Annotated in this window: 16 protein-coding genes and 1 tRNA gene; 5 read left to right on the top strand and 12 right to left on the bottom strand. The window is 40.9% G+C overall.

Annotated features, from left to right (window positions below; all coding sequences use genetic code 11):
* On the top strand, window positions 1-275 hold a 275-nt coding region (locus tag FTU82_RS08375; protein WP_031978746.1), incomplete at its 5' end, for an IS30 family transposase.
* Entirely contained in the window at window positions 268-714 is a 447-nt protein-coding gene (locus FTU82_RS16170) for a hypothetical protein (protein WP_257221944.1), read from the top strand. The genes FTU82_RS08375 and FTU82_RS16170, both read left to right, overlap by 8 nt.
* A gap of 163 nt (window positions 715-877) precedes the next feature.
* Here FTU82_RS16170 and FTU82_RS16410 read toward each other — a convergent pair whose 3' ends face one another.
* The 12 genes from FTU82_RS16410 to FTU82_RS08310 all read right to left on the bottom strand — a co-directional run bounded on the left by FTU82_RS16410 (window position 878) and on the right by FTU82_RS08310 (window position 14,351).
* Window positions 878-946: a YgjP-like metallopeptidase domain-containing protein gene (locus FTU82_RS16410; protein WP_171545041.1), complete on the bottom strand. Its 69-nt coding sequence runs from the start codon at window positions 944-946 to the stop codon at window positions 878-880.
* A gap of 16 nt (window positions 947-962) precedes the next feature.
* Window positions 963-4,064, bottom strand: a complete 3,102-nt coding sequence (locus FTU82_RS08360) for an HsdR family type I site-specific deoxyribonuclease (protein ID WP_171545035.1) — start codon at window positions 4,062-4,064, stop codon at window positions 963-965.
* The gene (locus FTU82_RS08355) at window positions 4,057-5,280 is read right to left on the bottom strand and encodes an AAA family ATPase (protein WP_180101238.1); all 1,224 of its coding nucleotides are present in this window, start codon (window positions 5,278-5,280) and stop codon (window positions 4,057-4,059) included. The genes FTU82_RS08360 and FTU82_RS08355 overlap by 8 nt, the downstream gene beginning before the upstream one ends.
* 1 nt (window position 5,281) lies before the next feature.
* Complete coding sequence (locus tag FTU82_RS08350; protein WP_171545033.1) at window positions 5,282-6,529, bottom strand: restriction endonuclease subunit S; 1,248 nt, start codon at window positions 6,527-6,529, stop codon at window positions 5,282-5,284.
* Window positions 6,526-8,079, bottom strand: coding sequence for a type I restriction-modification system subunit M (locus FTU82_RS08345; protein ID WP_180101237.1), 1,554 nt, complete (start codon window positions 8,077-8,079; stop codon window positions 6,526-6,528). The genes FTU82_RS08350 and FTU82_RS08345 overlap by 4 nt, the downstream gene beginning before the upstream one ends.
* 186 nt (window positions 8,080-8,265) lie before the next feature.
* Entirely contained in the window at window positions 8,266-9,168 is a 903-nt protein-coding gene (locus FTU82_RS08340; RefSeq protein WP_180101236.1) for a hydrolase or metal-binding protein, read from the bottom strand.
* A gap of 176 nt (window positions 9,169-9,344) precedes the next feature.
* Entirely contained in the window at window positions 9,345-10,349 is a 1,005-nt protein-coding gene (locus FTU82_RS08335) for a YqaJ viral recombinase family protein (RefSeq protein WP_373685567.1), read from the bottom strand.
* 217 nt (window positions 10,350-10,566) lie between these two features.
* Window positions 10,567-11,601 carry a DUF932 domain-containing protein gene (locus FTU82_RS08330; RefSeq protein WP_180101234.1) on the bottom strand — a complete coding sequence of 345 codons (1,035 nt, stop codon included), beginning with the start codon at window positions 11,599-11,601 and terminating at the stop codon, window positions 10,567-10,569.
* 88 nt (window positions 11,602-11,689) lie between these two features.
* Complete coding sequence (locus FTU82_RS08325) at window positions 11,690-11,995, bottom strand: hypothetical protein (protein WP_180101233.1); 306 nt, start codon at window positions 11,993-11,995, stop codon at window positions 11,690-11,692.
* Window positions 11,996-12,131: 136 nt separating this feature from the next.
* Window positions 12,132-12,512: a hypothetical protein gene (locus FTU82_RS08320; protein WP_180101232.1), complete on the bottom strand. Its 381-nt coding sequence runs from the start codon at window positions 12,510-12,512 to the stop codon at window positions 12,132-12,134.
* 374 nt (window positions 12,513-12,886) lie between these two features.
* Window positions 12,887-14,110, bottom strand: coding sequence for an integrase arm-type DNA-binding domain-containing protein (locus FTU82_RS08315; RefSeq protein ID WP_180101231.1), 1,224 nt, complete (start codon window positions 14,108-14,110; stop codon window positions 12,887-12,889).
* A gap of 165 nt (window positions 14,111-14,275) precedes the next feature.
* Window positions 14,276-14,351 (bottom strand) — tRNA-Arg (locus FTU82_RS08310).
* Window positions 14,352-14,529: 178 nt separating this feature from the next.
* Here FTU82_RS08310 and FTU82_RS08305 point away from each other — a divergent pair.
* The 3 genes from FTU82_RS08305 to queF are packed head-to-tail and all read left to right on the top strand — an operon-like array spanning window position 14,530 to window position 17,050.
* Window positions 14,530-15,465 (top strand): ABC transporter ATP-binding protein, encoded by a 936-nt coding sequence (locus FTU82_RS08305; protein WP_100357432.1) that lies wholly within the window; start codon window positions 14,530-14,532, stop codon window positions 15,463-15,465.
* Complete coding sequence (locus tag FTU82_RS08300) at window positions 15,462-16,235, top strand: ABC transporter permease (protein WP_005097525.1); 774 nt, start codon at window positions 15,462-15,464, stop codon at window positions 16,233-16,235. The genes FTU82_RS08305 and FTU82_RS08300 overlap by 4 nt, the downstream gene beginning before the upstream one ends.
* Complete coding sequence (gene queF, locus FTU82_RS08295; protein WP_180001202.1) at window positions 16,235-17,050, top strand: NADPH-dependent 7-cyano-7-deazaguanine reductase QueF; 816 nt, start codon at window positions 16,235-16,237, stop codon at window positions 17,048-17,050. Before FTU82_RS08300 ends, queF begins: the two co-directional genes overlap by 1 nt.
* The last annotated feature ends 11 nt before the right edge of the window (window positions 17,051-17,061 follow it).

Raw genomic sequence — 17,061 nt, 5'->3', positions numbered from 1 at the left:
AAATACTTGAAGAAGATTTAGGCATAGATGTATATTTCTGTGACCCACATTCACCCTGGCAAAAAGGCACATGCGAAAATATGAATGGTTTAATTAGGCAATATTTACCTAAAGGGATTGATTTAAATCAGGCAGATCAGCATTATTTAAATCAAGTTGCCATGTCACTGAATACTCGTCCTAGAAAAGCGTTAGATTGGCTTACACCATTAGAGAAATTTGCTCAGCTTGTTGATTATCATAAGACTTTTCAAACTGTCGCACCTCATGTTTGAATTCGCCCTGGTTATGCGTAATTCCAGGCACAACGGTGTTATTGGCGTACTATCCAAACGTGAGTTTGATATTGATCTAAATCACACACTTCGGTTGATTTTCTTTGTGAAAAAAGATTCCTCAGATTGGATTAAATCTAATGAAACTCAACTTTACAAAGACCTAGAGCCACACTTCATTGATACACCCGCCGAGAATATTGGATTAGGCAGCTTTCCTTCAATGAATGCTGGTATTGCGCCACTGTTTCAAGAACAGGAAACCAATTTCTACAATATCAATCAACTGCATACAGGGCAACGTTTGACCGCCTTAAAAGCGCATTTGGTGGGTACTGATTTTTGGCTTCGATACAATAATCAACTAACGCTGAAAATTGAACGTAAGGTTCAAATGATATCTAATCCCAATTTCATCTCGGCATCAGAAAACGATTAAAATATATCGTTTAAAACCTGAAAGCTTCGGCTTTCAGGTTATTTATGATGACTTAATTCAGTCAAGTATTGCACCAGGACTAAGTAGGTTAAAAATTTCCCTTTATGGCACTGACTATTGGCTGCATGTGGATAGATCAATCTAGCATGAGCTACATCCTCATCTAATAAAAACGCTCGCTATGTTTACGCTCAACAAAATGACAAAACTCGCGTAAAATCACGTAATCAATGCTTTGCTATTTCATACTAAATCTTTCCACCCACACCTTTAAACTTTTCAACGAACGCTGCAATTTTTTGAAAAATGCTCTGCTTTTTGGTTAGGTATTGTGGATTTAATGGGCTCATTTTAGGCAGAATAGCATTGAGCTCAGTGCCATTATCACTGGCAAACTCCCGTTTCAGCGAAGTCGCAATATAGCGTCTCGCCGCATCCTCATTCAGGTTCTCGGCACCTATCAATTCTTGTACTTCACGCTGTTGTTCTGCTTGAGCAAAGGTGAAGAAGGTATCAATCACGCTAGCCTTATCACCAATCTGATCTAGGTCTGTTTGGTTAATAAAATCGACCAGCAGGCTTTCTTTGGCACGGTTGCCTAGGTTAGCACGGATCACTCGGCGCACATCCTCAACTAACGTGGCCTTATCTTTTACCTTTTTATTGTTCTCAAAAATCAGCTCTAGAATGTAATCCAGATTGATTTCTTGTGATTTCAGCAAGTCTACTTCAAAGACCACATCATCCCAATCAATGGTCGATTTTTCTTTTTGTTCAGCCGATTTTTCCCGACGTAACCAATCACGAATATCATTATAAGTGGAACGGTAATCTTGGATTCTTCGTTCAGCTGGCATCTGAATGGTTTGCAGGGCTGACAGATCCTCATCGCTTAAGTAATGTTGGGTCTTGAATGCTTCGACTGCTGTAAGGTCATTCATATCCACACTTTGCAAGGCTTTTAGGCTGGTGTATTCATCGTAGTTTTGCAACACATTTTCTACACGCAAGTATTCGCCAAATAATTTAGTAAAGGCTTTTTTATCTGATTCTTTAAAAATTTCATCGGGGTTAGGAAAGCGCTGTTCCAATTCTTTCACAACGTCCACAAAGCCGCGCCGTGCGTCACCAGTCACCACATCGGTGAAGCCTTCCATATACTCCTTGTAGCTTTTTTCTAGTACCACATTCTTGGTATTTTTATCACCAAATAAGGTAATCGCATCGACGGTCGCTTGCTCTAAATCACGGAAAGTAACAATATTGCCGAATGTTTTGGTGGCATCATAAATACGATTGGTACGCGAATAGGCCTGCATTAAACCGTGATAGCGCAGATTTTTATCTACAAATAAGGTGTTCAGCGTAGGGGCATCGAATCCGGTCAGGAACATCCCTACCACGATCAGCAAATCGATTTCTTTGGCTTTGACTTGCTTGGCAAGATCACGGTAATAATTTTGAAAACCCTTACTATCAACACTAAAATTGGTTTTAAACAATGTGTTGTAGTCAGCAATTGCCGCATTTAAAAACTCTTTTGCGCTGCTGTTCATGGCTGTGATATCAAAACTTTCATCCTGAATATCGCCTACGGCATCTTGCTCCTCATTGGCTGCAAAGGAAAAAATAGTGGCAATCTTTAAGGGCTTGTCACTGTTTTTTTGCAGGTTGTTGAGTGACTCATAATACAGCTTGGCAGCTTCTACACTACTGACGGCAAACATGGCATTAAAGCCCTTACTACTCGCTTGCAAGCGGTGAGTTTTCTGGCGGAAATTATTCAGGATGTACTGGCTAATCTCACGAATACGGTCAGGATGCAATAAGGCTTGTTTGTTTTCCGCTGCACTGAGTTTTTTCTCGTCCTGTTCGGTTTCGATGGTTTTAAACTGTGGACGTACATCGTTGTAGTCCACTTTAAACTTCAGCACTTTCTCATCACGAATCGCATCGGTGATGACATAAGAATGCAACTCACGGCCAAATACGCTGGCAGTGGTTTCAGCACTCAGGGCATTTTGCGGAAAAATAGGCGTACCCGTAAAGCCAAACTGATAGTACTTTTTAAACTTCTTCTTCAGATTTTTCTGTGCTTCACCAAACTGGCTGCGATGACATTCATCAAAAATAAATACTACTTGCTTGTTATAAATGAGCAAGGCAGCATCACTTTTCATCAGGTTATTGAGTTTTTGGATGGTGGTGACAATGATTTTATTATCATCTTTATCCAAGTTGCGTTTTAAACCTGCGGTGCTATCTGAACCATTGACACTATCGGGCGAAAAGCGTTGGTATTCTTTCATGGTCTGATAGTCAAGATCTTTACGGTCTACCACAAAAAAAACCTTCTCAATAAAATCCAGCTCAGTTGCTAAACGTGCCGCTTTAAAACTGGTCAAGGTCTTACCAGAACCTGTGGTGTGCCAAATAAAACCACCACTTTCGCTATTGCTCCAGTTTTTGGCCTGATAAGCGCTGTTGATTTTCCACAAGATGCGCTCGGTAGCAGCAATCTGATAAGGACGCATCACCAACAAGGTATCGCTGACATCAAATACGGAGTAATGCAGCAGCACATTCAGCAAGGTATTTTTTTGGAAAAAAGTAGCCGTGAAGTCTTTCAGGTCTTTGATTAGGCTATTATCGGCCTTGGCCCAGTTCATGGTGAAGTCGAAGCTGTTTTTATTACGTGTCGTCGTATTGGCAAAGTAGCGACAATCTGTTCCATTGGAAATGACAAACAGCTGTAAATATTTATAGAGCGAGTTTTCGCTATTAAAACTTTCTTTGCTGTAACGGTGCACTTGATTAAAGGCTTCACGAATGGCGATGCCGCGTTTTTTTAGCTCAATCTGCACCAAAGGCAAGCCATTGACCAAAATGGTGACATCGTAACGGTTGGCATGACTGCCTTTTTGCTCAAACTGTTTAATCACCTGCACTTTATTACGGCTAATGTTCTTTTTATCTAAAAGATATATGTTTTGAATACGCCCATCGTCAAAGACAAAATCATGGATATAGTCATCGTGAATTTTGCGAGTTTTATCAATAATATTGTCGCTCGGTCTATCCAAATAGGTTTCAACAAAGCGTAACCATTCGCCGTCTGAGAAATGCGTGTTATTTAATACTTGCAATTGCTCACGTACATTCACCAGCATGGCTTTAGAGTTGTTTAAAGCAGGTAGGTATTCATAGCCTTGATTGACCAAGTCCTGAATAAACTCTCGCTCCAAATCGCCTTCACTTTGGTAACTATCAGTAGCTTGCCATTCCTTACTATATTTATCCAAAACGATGAAGTTATTTGATTCTGCGATAGGCTTGATGTTATCAACCATGTTGTTCTTCCTGCTTTCTGAAACCATAGGTTTCAATCAAATATTCCACTAAATCATCCAGTTTTTCCTTGTCTGTATCTACAATGTCTGAGATTTCTTCACCCGCATGGGCAGAATGACTGGATAAATTGAGAATTCTATTTGCGAATGGATCAGGCTTCCCATCGTCAGTTTTAGGTAAAAGAGCAGGCCAATAGTTATAACCCAAGAATGTTGCCATTTTTTCCAATATGTTCCTCAGAAAATTAAAGTGGTACTTTCTAATTTGACCACTCTTAATGGCACTCTGCAGTTCAGATAAGAGCAACAGATGATATGAAAATGGTGAGTCGGTTGGCTGCTCTATTATCTGGAATAGTCCATCAGCCTTCTTTTCTAATCTATGCTTCTTAAATTCTTTATTAGGGTTAAATATTAGCTTATATGTTTCATCGGGTTGCTTTTCATAAGATTTGTTGCTCAGCTCATTACATAAAACGTTATAAAAGAGTGGACTGTGTGTTGTAATAACAAATTTAATATTAGATTTGCTCGACTTAACTAAAACCGCCAGATCGACTGCTAGGTCAATCAGATGATTATCATCCAACGAACTCACAGGATCATCAATAAACACATACTCTAAGTTATCAAACTGATTATCATCGCGTTTCGAAGGATCAGGCTCATCCAAAATGGAAGTTACCTCCTCCAATAATGTATAAAAAACACTCCAGACGAAGTTGCTTTCCTCACCCTTGGAAATTTTCACATTTCCTGTTCGTTCCGTTCCGCGTTCAAACGAAAATACCACTTCAGGAAAGGTCTTGGTTACAACACGTCTTCCATCTCTATCTATTGTTTTATCTTCCTCAATAAAGATTGGCGAAAGCTTGTCATCCGTATAACGCTGAAAATTATCAATGATATTCCTATCTTGACCCCGATCTCTTAAAATCCAGTCCGTAAAGGAGTTTGGCTGAATTTTCAGTTTTGGTTCAGCATCTTCTTCTAAATCGTTATCCCAATAGAATAAGTCTTCGGTAAAGGCGTTGTAGTACAAAATTTTATTACGTGAAAGCTCGGTTTCTTCACCATCTGCACTTTTTGTAGAAATCAGCTGCTTGAACTCTCGTGAAAGGCGTGTTTTACCTGTGCCATTAAAGGCATAGATCAGCTGTACTTTCTTTTGGACATCTTTTAGCTGCTGAGCTATTTCCGTTAGCGTCTTGCTCATGTTATGCCTCTATCTCTTCTGATTTAGGAAAACTCAACAGCAAATCACGGTAATACTCGTACTGCTTTTGGCGTAATTCAATTTCACGAGGCAAGCCTTTGCTAATAGAGTTAATTAAAACATCGAATTTATCGAGAATAGAAACAATACGTTTTTGTTCAGTGAGGGACAGAATAGGAATTTGAACGCCTAATATTTGGTCTTTGCGTAAATTTGTTTGATCAACACCGTTATCGTACTTTATTAACTGTGGATTACGATTTAAGAAATAGTACAAAAACTTTGGGAGCAATTCATTTTTGTTTTTAACACTAATTCCACCAATTCGCTGATTCAATGTATATCTATCATCTACATCAACAATGAAAGTTTTTGAAAGTGCCTTACCGTTTGGTAGGTCGCTCATTACTAATAAAATATCATTGATAAAAAGTGGACAGATTTGCTTGTTTGAATATTTGGCAACTTGTCCATCTGTAGATATAAACTTTGAGTTTACAACAATATACTCACCATCTTTTGTAATGTCTTTTTCATGCCCTTTCCCATTAGAAAAATTAGCAACCTCCTCCAACGTCTTCCACTCAATCTCATCGTCTTCAAAACTAAACAACTGATCTCGATAGTAGTTGTATTGTTTTTTTCTCATGGTCAGTTCAGAGGTCAGCTCGGAGATCAACTCGGAGGTCATGTCAGTAAATGCATCCAAAATCCGTACAATTTCGGCTTGAATCTCAAGTGATTTTTTTGGATTTTCTGGGCATAGGATGGGGATTTGGAATTTTCTAAAACCATCCATATCTACAGAGGCAAAGCTTGACATTGTTGTGTTTTTCTTGCACCAACCTGCCAACAGAAAAAAATAGTAAAAAATGAATTTAATATTAAAACTATCAATGTAGGATGACTGTAAAGACAGACAAGTAAATCTTTGATTAGCCAAATGCGGAACGGTAATTAGGGCATGCTCACCAATCGTTGCAGATGTTGAAATTATAATTGAATTGGCAGGAAATAATTTTCCACCTTTTACTGCACTAGATGAAACTTTCTGAAACGAATCGCCTAGTATTTGGCCGTTCTCACGAATGTCATCCATCCTGAACCAAGGGATAGTACCGTCCGTCCAATATTCCTTACTAGATTTTGATGGCGTATAGCCATTTTTTAGATGGAATACGTCTGAAATGGATTTCCATTCAACTTCAACGCCATCTAACAGCTTGCCCATAAAATTCGTACTGCTCATGCTACGTCCTCACCTTCAATCTCCACCACAATCACATCAATCTCTTTACGAAGCTGATCAATCCTTGCCACGGTGGTTTTCAATTCGGCATTAAGCTGAGCAATATCTACCTGTTCATGCGTGTCTTTGGCTTCAACGTAACTACTAACCGATAGGTTGTAGTCATTGGCAACCACCTTCTCGACATATACTGACTGTGCAAAGTGATCGATATTCGCTTTGTTGTCAAATATCTGCATGATTTTTTCGATGTGTTGATCAGTAAGAATATTGTTATTAATTTCTTTTTTGAATAACTGGCTGGCATCAATAAACTGGGTTGTAGTATCTGTTTTATGTTTAGACAGTACCAAAATATTCACTGCAATGGTTGTGCCATAAAATAAATTAGGCGCAAGTGAAATCACCGTTTCGACATAATTGTTATCTACCAAATACTGGCGAATTTTCTGCTCAGCACCACCTCGATAAAAAATACCAGGAAAGCACACAATCGCCGCTCGCCCCTTAGCAGATAAATAACTTAAGGCATGCAGCACAAAGGCAAAGTCGGCTTTAGATTTGGGAGCGAGCACGCCTGCTGGAGCAAAGCGTTCATCATTGATTAAGGTTGGGTCATCCAAACCAATCCACTTCACCGAATATGGGGGGTTGGAGACAATCGCATCAAAAGGTTTGTCATCACCAAAGTGAGGATTACGTAAGGTATCACCCAGTTGGATATTAAACTTATCGTAATTAATGTTATGTAAAAACATGTTCATGCGAGCTAAGTTATAGGTAGTGTGGTTGATCTCTTGTCCAAAAAAACCATCTTCAATAATGTGTGCATCAAAGTGCTTTTTGGCTTGCAAAAGCAACGAGCCTGAACCACAAGCAGGGTCATAAATTTTATTGACGCTGGTTTGTTTATGCATAGCCAGCTGTGCAATTAGCTTGGACACATGCTGCGGGGTAAAAAACTCACCACCTGATTTGCCCGCATTCGCGGCGTAGTTAGAGATGAGAAACTCGTAGGCATCGCCGAACAGATCTATATGGCTGGCATTAAAGTCGCCAAAATCCAGTCCAGCCACACCCTTGAGCACAGCAGCCAAACGGATGTTTTTATCCTTAACGGTATTGCCTAAACGGTTACTAGTGGTATCAAAGTCGGCAAATAGACCTTTAATGTCCTGCTCCGATGGATAGCCATTGGCTGAACTTTCAATGGCTGCAAAGATGGCAGCTAAGTCAGTATTTAGACTCTCGTTGTTATTTGCATTTTTGGCAATATTGACGAACAATTGGCTCGGGTAAATAAAGTAACCCTTGGTTTTAATCGCATCGTCTTTAATATCTGTAGTAATGATTTGGTCAGAAAGTTCGGCGTATTTGATGCTGTCGTCACCGCCTTCGATATAACTAGCAAAATTTTCACTAATAAAGCGATAAAACAACGTTCCCAAGACATATTGTTTAAAGTCCCAGCCATCAACTGCGCCACGGACATCGTTGGCGATCTGCCAGATTTGGCGTTGCAGTGCTGCGCGTTGTTGGATACTGGTCATTTACAAATCCTGTAAAAAAAATAAGAATCAAAGTTAAAACGAATATTAACCTATAAGTTAATATTCAAATACAAGATAAATCAACAATTAGACCTGATTATCCACTCATTCATTAAGCCTCAGGCAGATATAAAAAATAAAGGGAGCCGAAGCTCCCAAGTTTATCGATTCTGTAATTCAACCATATTAATTCACCACCCTCACACTCTGCTTCAACCCCTGCTGAATATCCTGCACAAACCCTTCAGATGAGGCTTGTTGCTCTACCGTCAGGTTCTGCTCTTGTTCAGGAAAATACTCCTCCAGTACATCTAACCCTTCCTCTATATCCGTTTCAAACCTTGCATTGGCAAAACCTCGTCTGGCGATATGATCTACAGCCTCTTGATAGAATCCGGCCTGCTTGCTCTGTTCATCAATTTGCTTGGCTTGAGTAATGGCATCATTCAGGCTAATGCCCTCCCGTAAAGTCAGATCCACGTAATACACCGGCTGGCGATAGCTTTGTGTGGTGCTTTTCCCTCTTAAAGTGAGTTGCAATGGGAGGCACGACAGTAAGCCTCCTGAAGCTGCACTGTAGTAACTCAATCGTGCTGCCAAAGTCCGAATACTGTTAAAGCCAGTGGTTCTAAAGATAAAGGCTCCAAACTCATCCGAGTCATCCAAATTCACATGCAAGCGACCATAGGGCTTGCAGTTCCCTCCTTGAGCCAGAGGACATAAATCTGGTGATGGACAGGGATGCTGTTCCACCCCTTGATTGGTTAAACGCTGGCAGGTTTCACCATTCCCTACACACACTGGCCGTCCTGTTTGTCGGTCAAACAGGCTGTACTCCGCACGTAAGTTTAAATCAGGATCATTAAAGATCATTCTAACTGGAATGGTTCTAAGTTTTTGATTGGGTGCCTGCGCCCGAAGTTGTTCATCTAATGGATGTTTTATCCAACCACTCTCTTTACTTTGAATCTGGGAAGTAATGGTGAACTGATCATCTTTTTCAGGTAGACGTTTGCCATTCTTTTCTACCATACGGCCAATACTGATACGTCCAAGAGCCGGTGGTGTAATCGCTAAACCTTTAATCATTCTATTTTCCTCAACTTGATTTTTTACAGATCATCCACCTTTATGTAGATCACCTGATTCAATAAATATGTATATAGCTCGCTATAAAAGTCGCGACCCTATTACCCTCTATTCCTAGCGAATGGAGGGCGGGGAGCGGTTTTTGCGCATCGGTATTTGAATGGACTGAAACAGGCTTAGTCGGTATAGATGTTGAATCGACGACTACCCTGCCTTTCTAATGGATATTGCTGAATCAGATCAGGCTGATGCTGAAGCAATACTTTGGTATTCAGACTGATGGAGTCCTTGGCTTTCTTCCAGACCACTGAGCCATTGGCAAAGGTGGCTCGTTCAGCATCTTTCATCAGCATTTGGATTTGATGCTTCAGCTGATCAAAGCGTTCCTGCTTATGCTGAATCTCTTCTTTCATTTTAATGAGCTTATCGAACATCAAATTGGCATTTTCATTTTGTGAGAGATCTTCAACTATCAGTGGGATATGCGCTGGATACAGTTGCAGGATGGCTTTAGCTGCGGATTCACTGGCATCCACAGATGGCGGAGTATCCTTTTCAATACACTCCCAGAAATAACGTTCTGCCTTAACGATGTGTTCAATCACTGATTCAGACCGTGTCACCTTAAATATCTTGGTTTCATGCCCACAGATCAGAACACAAACATGCGCTGCCTGCTTACCTGTCACTGCAAGTTGGTGCTGTACCTGACACAGTACGTATAAAGGCACACCATCTCGCCATAGTCTGGCACCATGCTCTCCGGCAGTCTTACACTCCAGGATCTGGACTTCATCACTCCCCACCACGGCATAATCCAAGTTGGCCAACATAAAGGCTTTGTCTGGATCAGGATGCTGAAGCACGGCATTCACTCGTCTCACTTTATTATTGGTGTGCAGACTGTAGTACTCAGCCACCAATGGCTCTAGCTGTTTACCCCAATACAGCGGTGCAACGCCTGAGCTGTCATCATCTATATCTTGCTGAGTTCGACCGGTCTTGATCATCCACAGTTCCAGCATCGACATGTAAGGATTCAATCCACATGCGGTTGCGGCATCACTACTGCCAATCCCTTGCTTACGTACTTCCAGCCATTCCTGGTAATCCATATTTTTGGTATTGGCTAAACGCTTGGCAGTCGTTGTTCGTTTAGCGACTGTATTTGATTCATTCATCTCATTCGGAATTGGGAAATGAGTTCGTTGAGGGATATTTATCAGTGCAATCTGATTCATGCTTTAATCCTTATAAATAGTGAGGTCTGTAAAATTTTCGGCATAAAAAAAGCCACATCCGAAGATGTGGCAAAGGGGGTTCATTGACTGGATATTGCTAAAGGGTCATGTGACTGACCACTTGCAGAAAATTCAATTACAGTGGATTAAATAAAGCTTAAACCGCTAGTCTAAGGGCCTGATCAAGTCCACGCTGTTTCAAAGCAGCACCTGCACCAAACCAAGCAGAATCGAGACGATGATCGGTACTCATGGCGCGACGTTCATGATCAGCAAACTCTGTAATACTGCACAGTAAACCGTAGGCGGTATCTTTCGCTGAGCTGAGTTCTGCGCCACGTCCTTGTCCATTAAACATATTCATGGCTTTGCTCATAGCTCGTCCATTCGGCTCAGACTTTTCTTTAGCTGGATTTGGATTGGCGACATTACGATAGAACTGAATGATGTTCTCCTCCTGATCTGCAATGCTTAGGCTAGTGTTGTTAAACACCGCATCAAAATACGCAGCCGCTTCACCTTGAGTGACCTTACGTTGAGTCAGCTGTTTCATTTCATACATGTGTTCATCCCATGCACGAACTGAGATGCCCAACTGCTGCTTGACTTTATCGGCATCAAATTTAGTACTATGTGGCACTTTAACCACACCTGCACTACTGCTCTGCCCGCGTAAGGCAATTGCCAAGGTGTTATTGCATACCACCCGGATATTGGTGAACTGTGCCGTAGTAGCCAGTGTACCGTCGCAGGCTGTCGCCAGCAGAATATAGCCATTACTGACATCCTTGCCCTTGAGTGCTGTGCTTTGCCCGGTACGTGCCAATGCCCAGAACTTCTTCCCACCTTTCAGTACGCCTGCGGTTTCCAGCTCAAAGCCAGATTGCTCAGTCAGATCCCGGTAGAACTCTAAAATTTCTTTAGGCTGAACTTCCTGATAACGCTGACTGACCACTGACAAGGGTGCATGTGTATCAGAACGATACAGCACTCGCTGTTCTTCATAAGGCATGATGATACTTTGACCACGTTCATTCTTTGCCATGTAGCTGACATCAGAGGATTCAATGCGCCAATCCATACCCGCCTGCTTCGCCCAGACTTCAATCGGTTGTTGTTGCGTCAATTGATTCCCTAGACCATGCCAAGGGGTATCACCAACATACGCCATTTGTTCAAGTTGATGTGCCATGATTTTATTCCTTATAAATAATTGAATGAATAGAATTTTTTAAAAATTTAATTTCAATCTAGTTGGATTTCAAGCTATTAACCACCTGTTAGTCTGCCTCGACCCAGGCAAATTGCTGCTGGCAATCCTGACAGACAAAATGCGTGGCATTCCCGTAGTATTTTTCAAAATAGAATTGACTGACCACGATGAGTACACCGCCAATGACCACACCGACAGCTGCACCCGCGATCGGTGGGGCTCCTAGCTTTTTGGCAATTCGCATACCCCAAAAAGCCATATGTGCAGGTGAGATAGCTCGCTGAATTTGTTTAAAATAGTCTGATTGAGTGTTCCCTGAATCTACCTGCCTAACATTAGTTGACTGGCAGTAGGGGCAGTGAATTAAGGACATTCGGTATTTCCTATTGATGAAGTGCAACGCTTAACAGCTAAGCTGCGGGCATAAAAAAACCGCATCCCTTTCGGGACACGGTTTAGATTTGGATTCAGCTTAAACTGAGCCGATTAAAACTCAGTAGTGTGCATTATTATTGGAAGCTATAGCTTGCTGTACCATTTTCAGTTTCAACATCCACTCGTACCACATTATCGTAGCCACAGCCTATTAATTTCAGTTTTAAGCGCAGCCCCATTTTAAAATGCTGTGGGTACTCAAGTGATCTACGGTAACCTTCATAACTGCACTCACCATTATTGATTAAAACATTGGTTACATTAATGGGTTCTGAAATATTGGAACGGATGCTCAGCACTGTCGCTGTTTCATTTTGCGAATACCAGTTACTGGTATCTTCAACATTCATTTCTACAGTAAACGTATTCGGCTCTAGACTTGAGCCACATCCTGTCAACATCATACCCGCAGCAGCTGTAACTGCCAGCAAGGTCGATTTAAAAAATGCATTCATAAAACTTATCCTTCAATGTTTTAATGAATATCTAATTTTTTTGAATTTGTTATAGACGATAAAGTACATTGATCTACTTAGCTCAAAACAGTATTAGAGATTCATCTTCATATCGGTAATATGTAATTGAAAAAGTTTTATTCTTAGAAAGTTGTAGACATACCTATGCCTTTGAATTAAATAAATTAGATTCATTTACCACTGCATTGAACATAAATCTAAACTATGTCTGGGTATTCGTCCTGTATAACCTGATCGTTTGATCACAGCCCAAATAGAATCACTACGCATCAGTTCTTGATTGTGATCCAGCTGATGAGAAAGGAAAGGCTTCATATTTAACCTTTCCTTTCTCATCAATATAATTTTCATTATTAAGTTTTCAATTTATCCAAATAATCTGACCAAGCTTGCATCATCACTATACGCTCTTCCAGATATTTTGTTCGGTTATAAGCTCTACCATGCATATCACGAACCTGATGCGCAAGCTGCTGTTCAATCCTCTCAATTGGAAATTTCAGTACTTCATCTAACAACGTTCGCGCCGTCGCTCGAAAGCCATGACCAGTAGTTTCACCATTCTCAAATCCATATTGCTTAAGACGCTTATTAATAGTTGAATCACTGATTATTTGGTTAGAATTCCTCATGGATATAAAACAGTATTCACTATTTCCAGTGATTCGATATAACTCCTTAAGTAAGCCATAAACTTGATTAGATAAAGGAACAATATGCTGAAGTGCCGTTTGGTTCTTGGTTTTAGGAGGAGTGTATGACCATAATCTTTTTTCAAAATCTATATCGGCCCACTTAGCTGATCTAAGCTCTCCAGGTCTAACAAAAACATGAGGTAATATTTTAACTGCATAATCTACTGTGATTTCTCCACGCCCAAAATTCTCATCAATATTTGTTAGAAGCTGACCAAGATTTTCTGAATCTGTTATTGCTGCTCTATGGGTTTTAGTGCCAGTTTTCAATATACCGCTAATTTGATCAGCTATATTGAATTGACATAACCCTAGAGCAATTGCATAGCGATAGACCTGTGAAGCTTTGCTACGCATACGTCGAGCAGAGTCAGTTTTACCTTGTTTTTCATAAAGTCTACAAGCATCTAAAATTTGTGCTGCAGTAATTTCACTAATTGGATAATCTCCAATCGATAAATAAAGTTTCTCCCAAACAAATGCATTTCGTTTTTGCGTGCTTGGTTCGAGCTCTTCAGTTTTTCTGAACTCTTCTGCAATAAATTTAAAGGTATTATCTGCAACAAATAAGGCTTGTTCCTTTTCCTTAATTTTTATTTCACCAGGATCAATATTCTGGGCAATTAATTTCCTAAATTCTGCTCGCTTCACTCTGGCATCTGCAAGAGTGACTTCAGGATAAACCCCCAAGGCCATCGTTGATCTTTTTTTAGAAATTGGTCTTACATAATCAAATCGCCAATATGTACCACCTTTTTTATCCAATAAAAGATAAAGACCATCTCCATCAGAAAGTTTAATATTTTTTTCCAATACCTTTTTTTGTTGCGATATTGCTGATTTTATCTTCGTATCAGTAAGCGGTAGAACAGTTTTAGCCATTTTTAACGGTATATTTTTAGAGTAAATTAACATGTACCGCAAAAAGTACCGTTAAAAATTACGGTAGATCTAGGATACCATTGGACATCATATAACAATACTAAAGCCAAAACCCTTTATTATCAATATTTTTGGGATGAATTAGGACTTCACAGGAAGGGAAAATGGTGCGCTCAGCGGGACTCGAACCCACGCCACAGGCTTCGGAGACCTGTACTCTATCCAGTTGAGCTATGAGCGCGCGATGCACATCATAACAAAAAAAATCATAAGGTAAAGCAACTATCTATAACTTCGTCATTTTATGCTTAGACTTTATACAATGTTCCAAAACAGCAACACAGAATTCCATGTGAATCACTTGGCTTATTTTCCAAGATCACTCACAATATCTCAACTTTTCACCATTTGAGATATTCATGACTGATGCACTGATCTTAAGAGATGTGTCAAAGACCTATCGCAATGGCTTTCAGGCATTAAAAGGAATCAACTTAAATGTACCAGAAGGTGAGTTTTATGCACTTCTGGGGCCAAATGGCGCCGGAAAATCCACCACCATCGGTATTATCAGTTCATTAACAAAAAAAACCGCCGGCATAGTCGAAATTTTCGGTCACAACCTGGATACCCACCCCTCCCAAGCCAAACAGTGTTTAGGTGTGGTTCCTCAGGAATTTAACTTCGCCCAGTTTGAAAAAACTTTCGACATTCTGGTGACGCAAGCCGGCTATTACGGGATTCCTAAAAAAATTGCACAGCAACGGGCTGAACTCTATCTGACCAAGCTGGGCCTATGGGAAAAACGTGCAACGCAGGCGCGTATGCTGTCGGGCGGTATGAAACGTCGCTTGATGATTGCACGTGCCATGATGCATGAACCGAAACTTTTGATTCTGGATGAGCCAACTGCGGGTGTCGACATCGAATTACGTCGTTCAATGTGGGAGTTTTTGAACGAGATGAATGAGCAAGGGACATCCATCATTCTCACCACCCACTATTTAGAAGAAGCCGAAATGCTGTGTCGCCGCATTGCGATTATCGATCGTGGTGTGATTAAAGAAGACACCAGCATGAAGAGCTTCCTAAGTCAGCTGAATGAAGAATCCTTTATTTTTGATCTTGCAGCACCGATTGAACCTTTGCATCTGGAGATTATCGGGGTACGTTTTAATTTAATCGACCCGATGACCTTAGAAATTACCATGGACAAGGCACATAGCATGAATGATCTGTTCCAGCTATTGGAATCACAGAATATTCAGGTACGCAGTATGCGTAACAAATCCAATCGTCTGGAAGAGCTTTTTGTCAAAATGGTCGAAAAAAATCTGGATGGAGCTGCGCAATGAACATTAATCAACTCAGCGTAGCTTTATATACCATTGTATATAAAGAAGTCCGCCGTTTTATGCGGATCTGGCCGCAAACCTTGTTACCACCTGCCATCACCATGAGCTTGTATTTCGTGATTTTCGGCAATCTGATCGGTTCGCGGATTGGAGACATGGGCGGCTATAGCTATATGGAGTTCATTGTGCCCGGTCTGATCATGATGGCCGTGATTACCAACAGCTATGCCAACGTCTCTTCCAGTTTTTTCAGTTCAAAATTTCAAAAGAGTATTGAAGAGCTGGTCATGAGTCCGGTACCGATGCATGCCATTCTTTGGGGACATGTGCTGGGCGGTGTGATTCGTGGAGTACTGGTGGCGATTATTGTTAGTGCCGTAAGTTTGTTTTTTGCGGATCTATACATTACCAACTGGTTTGTGACGATTTATACCGTATTGATTACCTCCCTGCTGTTTTCTCTGGGTGGTTTTATCAATGCCGTCTATGCCAAATCTTTTGATGATATTTCGATTATCCCGACCTTTGTTTTAACGCCACTGACTTATTTAGGCGGTGTGTTTTATGCAATTTCTGCCTTAAGTCCATTCTGGCAAAATTTATCTTTGATCAACCCTGTGGTGTATATGGTCAATGCCTTCCGCTATGGCATTTTAGGACATAGCGATGTCAATGTAACTGTTTCACTTGCAGTGGTCACCTTATGTTGCGGCCTGCTCTATGCATTGGCCTATCATTTACTCTCCCGTGGTTCAGGAATGCGTGAATAATGAGTGTAGAACAATCTCTCCTTGGTAAAGACACCAATTACCCGACAGAATATCAGCCGGATGTTCTGTTTCCAATTTCGCGCGCGCCTGCCCGTGAACAATACGCACATGTTGAAGCGATTCAGCAAGGCACCGACTGGTGGCATGTTTTTGAAATTTCCTGGTTAAATTCAGCCGGTGTGCCGCAAGTCGCAATTGGACGGATCAGCCTGCCTGCTTCTTCGCCGAATCTGATTGAATCCAAATCACTCAAGCTCTACTTTAATAGTTTGAATTTTGCCAAATTTGAATCTCAAGCTGACTTTATCGCCACGGTGGAAAAAGATTTATCTGCTGCGGCTGGTGCAGAGATTACGTTAGATTTATTTCAGGTTGATGACTTGGAAGTTGCCAAGCCTGAAGGCATCTGCATTGATGAACTAATTCCGGAACGTCTGGAAAATCATCCTGATGCGAGTCTTTTGGCTCTGGATGCGAACCATACCGAAGAAGTCGAAATCCAGCTGTATTCACATTTATTAAGAAGTAACTGCCCAGTCACTGGACAACCGGATTGGGGTACAGTATTTATACGCTATCAGGGCAAAAAACCTTGTTATAAGAGTATTTTGGCTTATATTATTTCTTATCGTCAGCATAACGGTTTTCACGAACAATGCGTGGAGCAGATGTTTGCCGATCTCTGGCAACAACTGAAACCGGAAAAGCTGATGGTCTACGCAACCTATACACGCCGCGGTGGATTGGATATTAACCCTTGCCGTGTATCGGATTTAACATGGATGCCTCGCCCTATTCGATTAGCGCGACAATAAAAACATTGAGG

The organism is Acinetobacter sp. YH12151 (genome assembly GCF_013418355.1).
Taxonomy (GTDB): Bacteria; Pseudomonadota; Gammaproteobacteria; order Pseudomonadales; family Moraxellaceae; genus Acinetobacter; species Acinetobacter pseudolwoffii.
This window is presented reverse-complemented; position numbering and strand designations above follow the sequence as displayed.

What these genes read in the sequence shown, in the direction of transcription:
- FTU82_RS16170 (WP_257221944.1), top strand. Translation starts at nt 268, where the DNA reads ATGTTTGAATTCGCCCTGGTTATGCGTAATTCCAGGCACAACGGTGTT.
- FTU82_RS08360 (WP_171545035.1), bottom strand. Translation starts at nt 4,064, where the DNA reads ATGGTTGATAACATCAAGCCTATCGCAGAATCAAATAACTTCATCGTT.
- FTU82_RS08355 (WP_180101238.1), bottom strand. Translation starts at nt 5,280, where the DNA reads ATGAGCAAGACGCTAACGGAAATAGCTCAGCAGCTAAAAGATGTCCAA.
- FTU82_RS08350 (WP_171545033.1), bottom strand. Translation starts at nt 6,529, where the DNA reads ATGAGCAGTACGAATTTTATGGGCAAGCTGTTAGATGGCGTTGAAGTT.
- FTU82_RS08345 (WP_180101237.1), bottom strand. Translation starts at nt 8,079, where the DNA reads ATGACCAGTATCCAACAACGCGCAGCACTGCAACGCCAAATCTGGCAG.
- FTU82_RS08340 (WP_180101236.1), bottom strand. Translation starts at nt 9,168, where the DNA reads ATGATTAAAGGTTTAGCGATTACACCACCGGCTCTTGGACGTATCAGT.
- FTU82_RS08335 (WP_373685567.1), bottom strand. Translation starts at nt 10,349, where the DNA reads ATGAATGAATCAAATACAGTCGCTAAACGAACAACGACTGCCAAGCGT.
- FTU82_RS08330 (WP_180101234.1), bottom strand. Translation starts at nt 11,601, where the DNA reads ATGGCACATCAACTTGAACAAATGGCGTATGTTGGTGATACCCCTTGG.
- FTU82_RS08325 (WP_180101233.1), bottom strand. Translation starts at nt 11,995, where the DNA reads ATGTCCTTAATTCACTGCCCCTACTGCCAGTCAACTAATGTTAGGCAG.
- FTU82_RS08320 (WP_180101232.1), bottom strand. Translation starts at nt 12,512, where the DNA reads ATGAATGCATTTTTTAAATCGACCTTGCTGGCAGTTACAGCTGCTGCG.
- FTU82_RS08315 (WP_180101231.1), bottom strand. Translation starts at nt 14,110, where the DNA reads ATGGCTAAAACTGTTCTACCGCTTACTGATACGAAGATAAAATCAGCA.
- FTU82_RS08305 (WP_100357432.1), top strand. Translation starts at nt 14,530, where the DNA reads ATGACTGATGCACTGATCTTAAGAGATGTGTCAAAGACCTATCGCAAT.
- FTU82_RS08300 (WP_005097525.1), top strand. Translation starts at nt 15,462, where the DNA reads ATGAACATTAATCAACTCAGCGTAGCTTTATATACCATTGTATATAAA.
- queF (WP_180001202.1), top strand. Translation starts at nt 16,235, where the DNA reads ATGAGTGTAGAACAATCTCTCCTTGGTAAAGACACCAATTACCCGACA.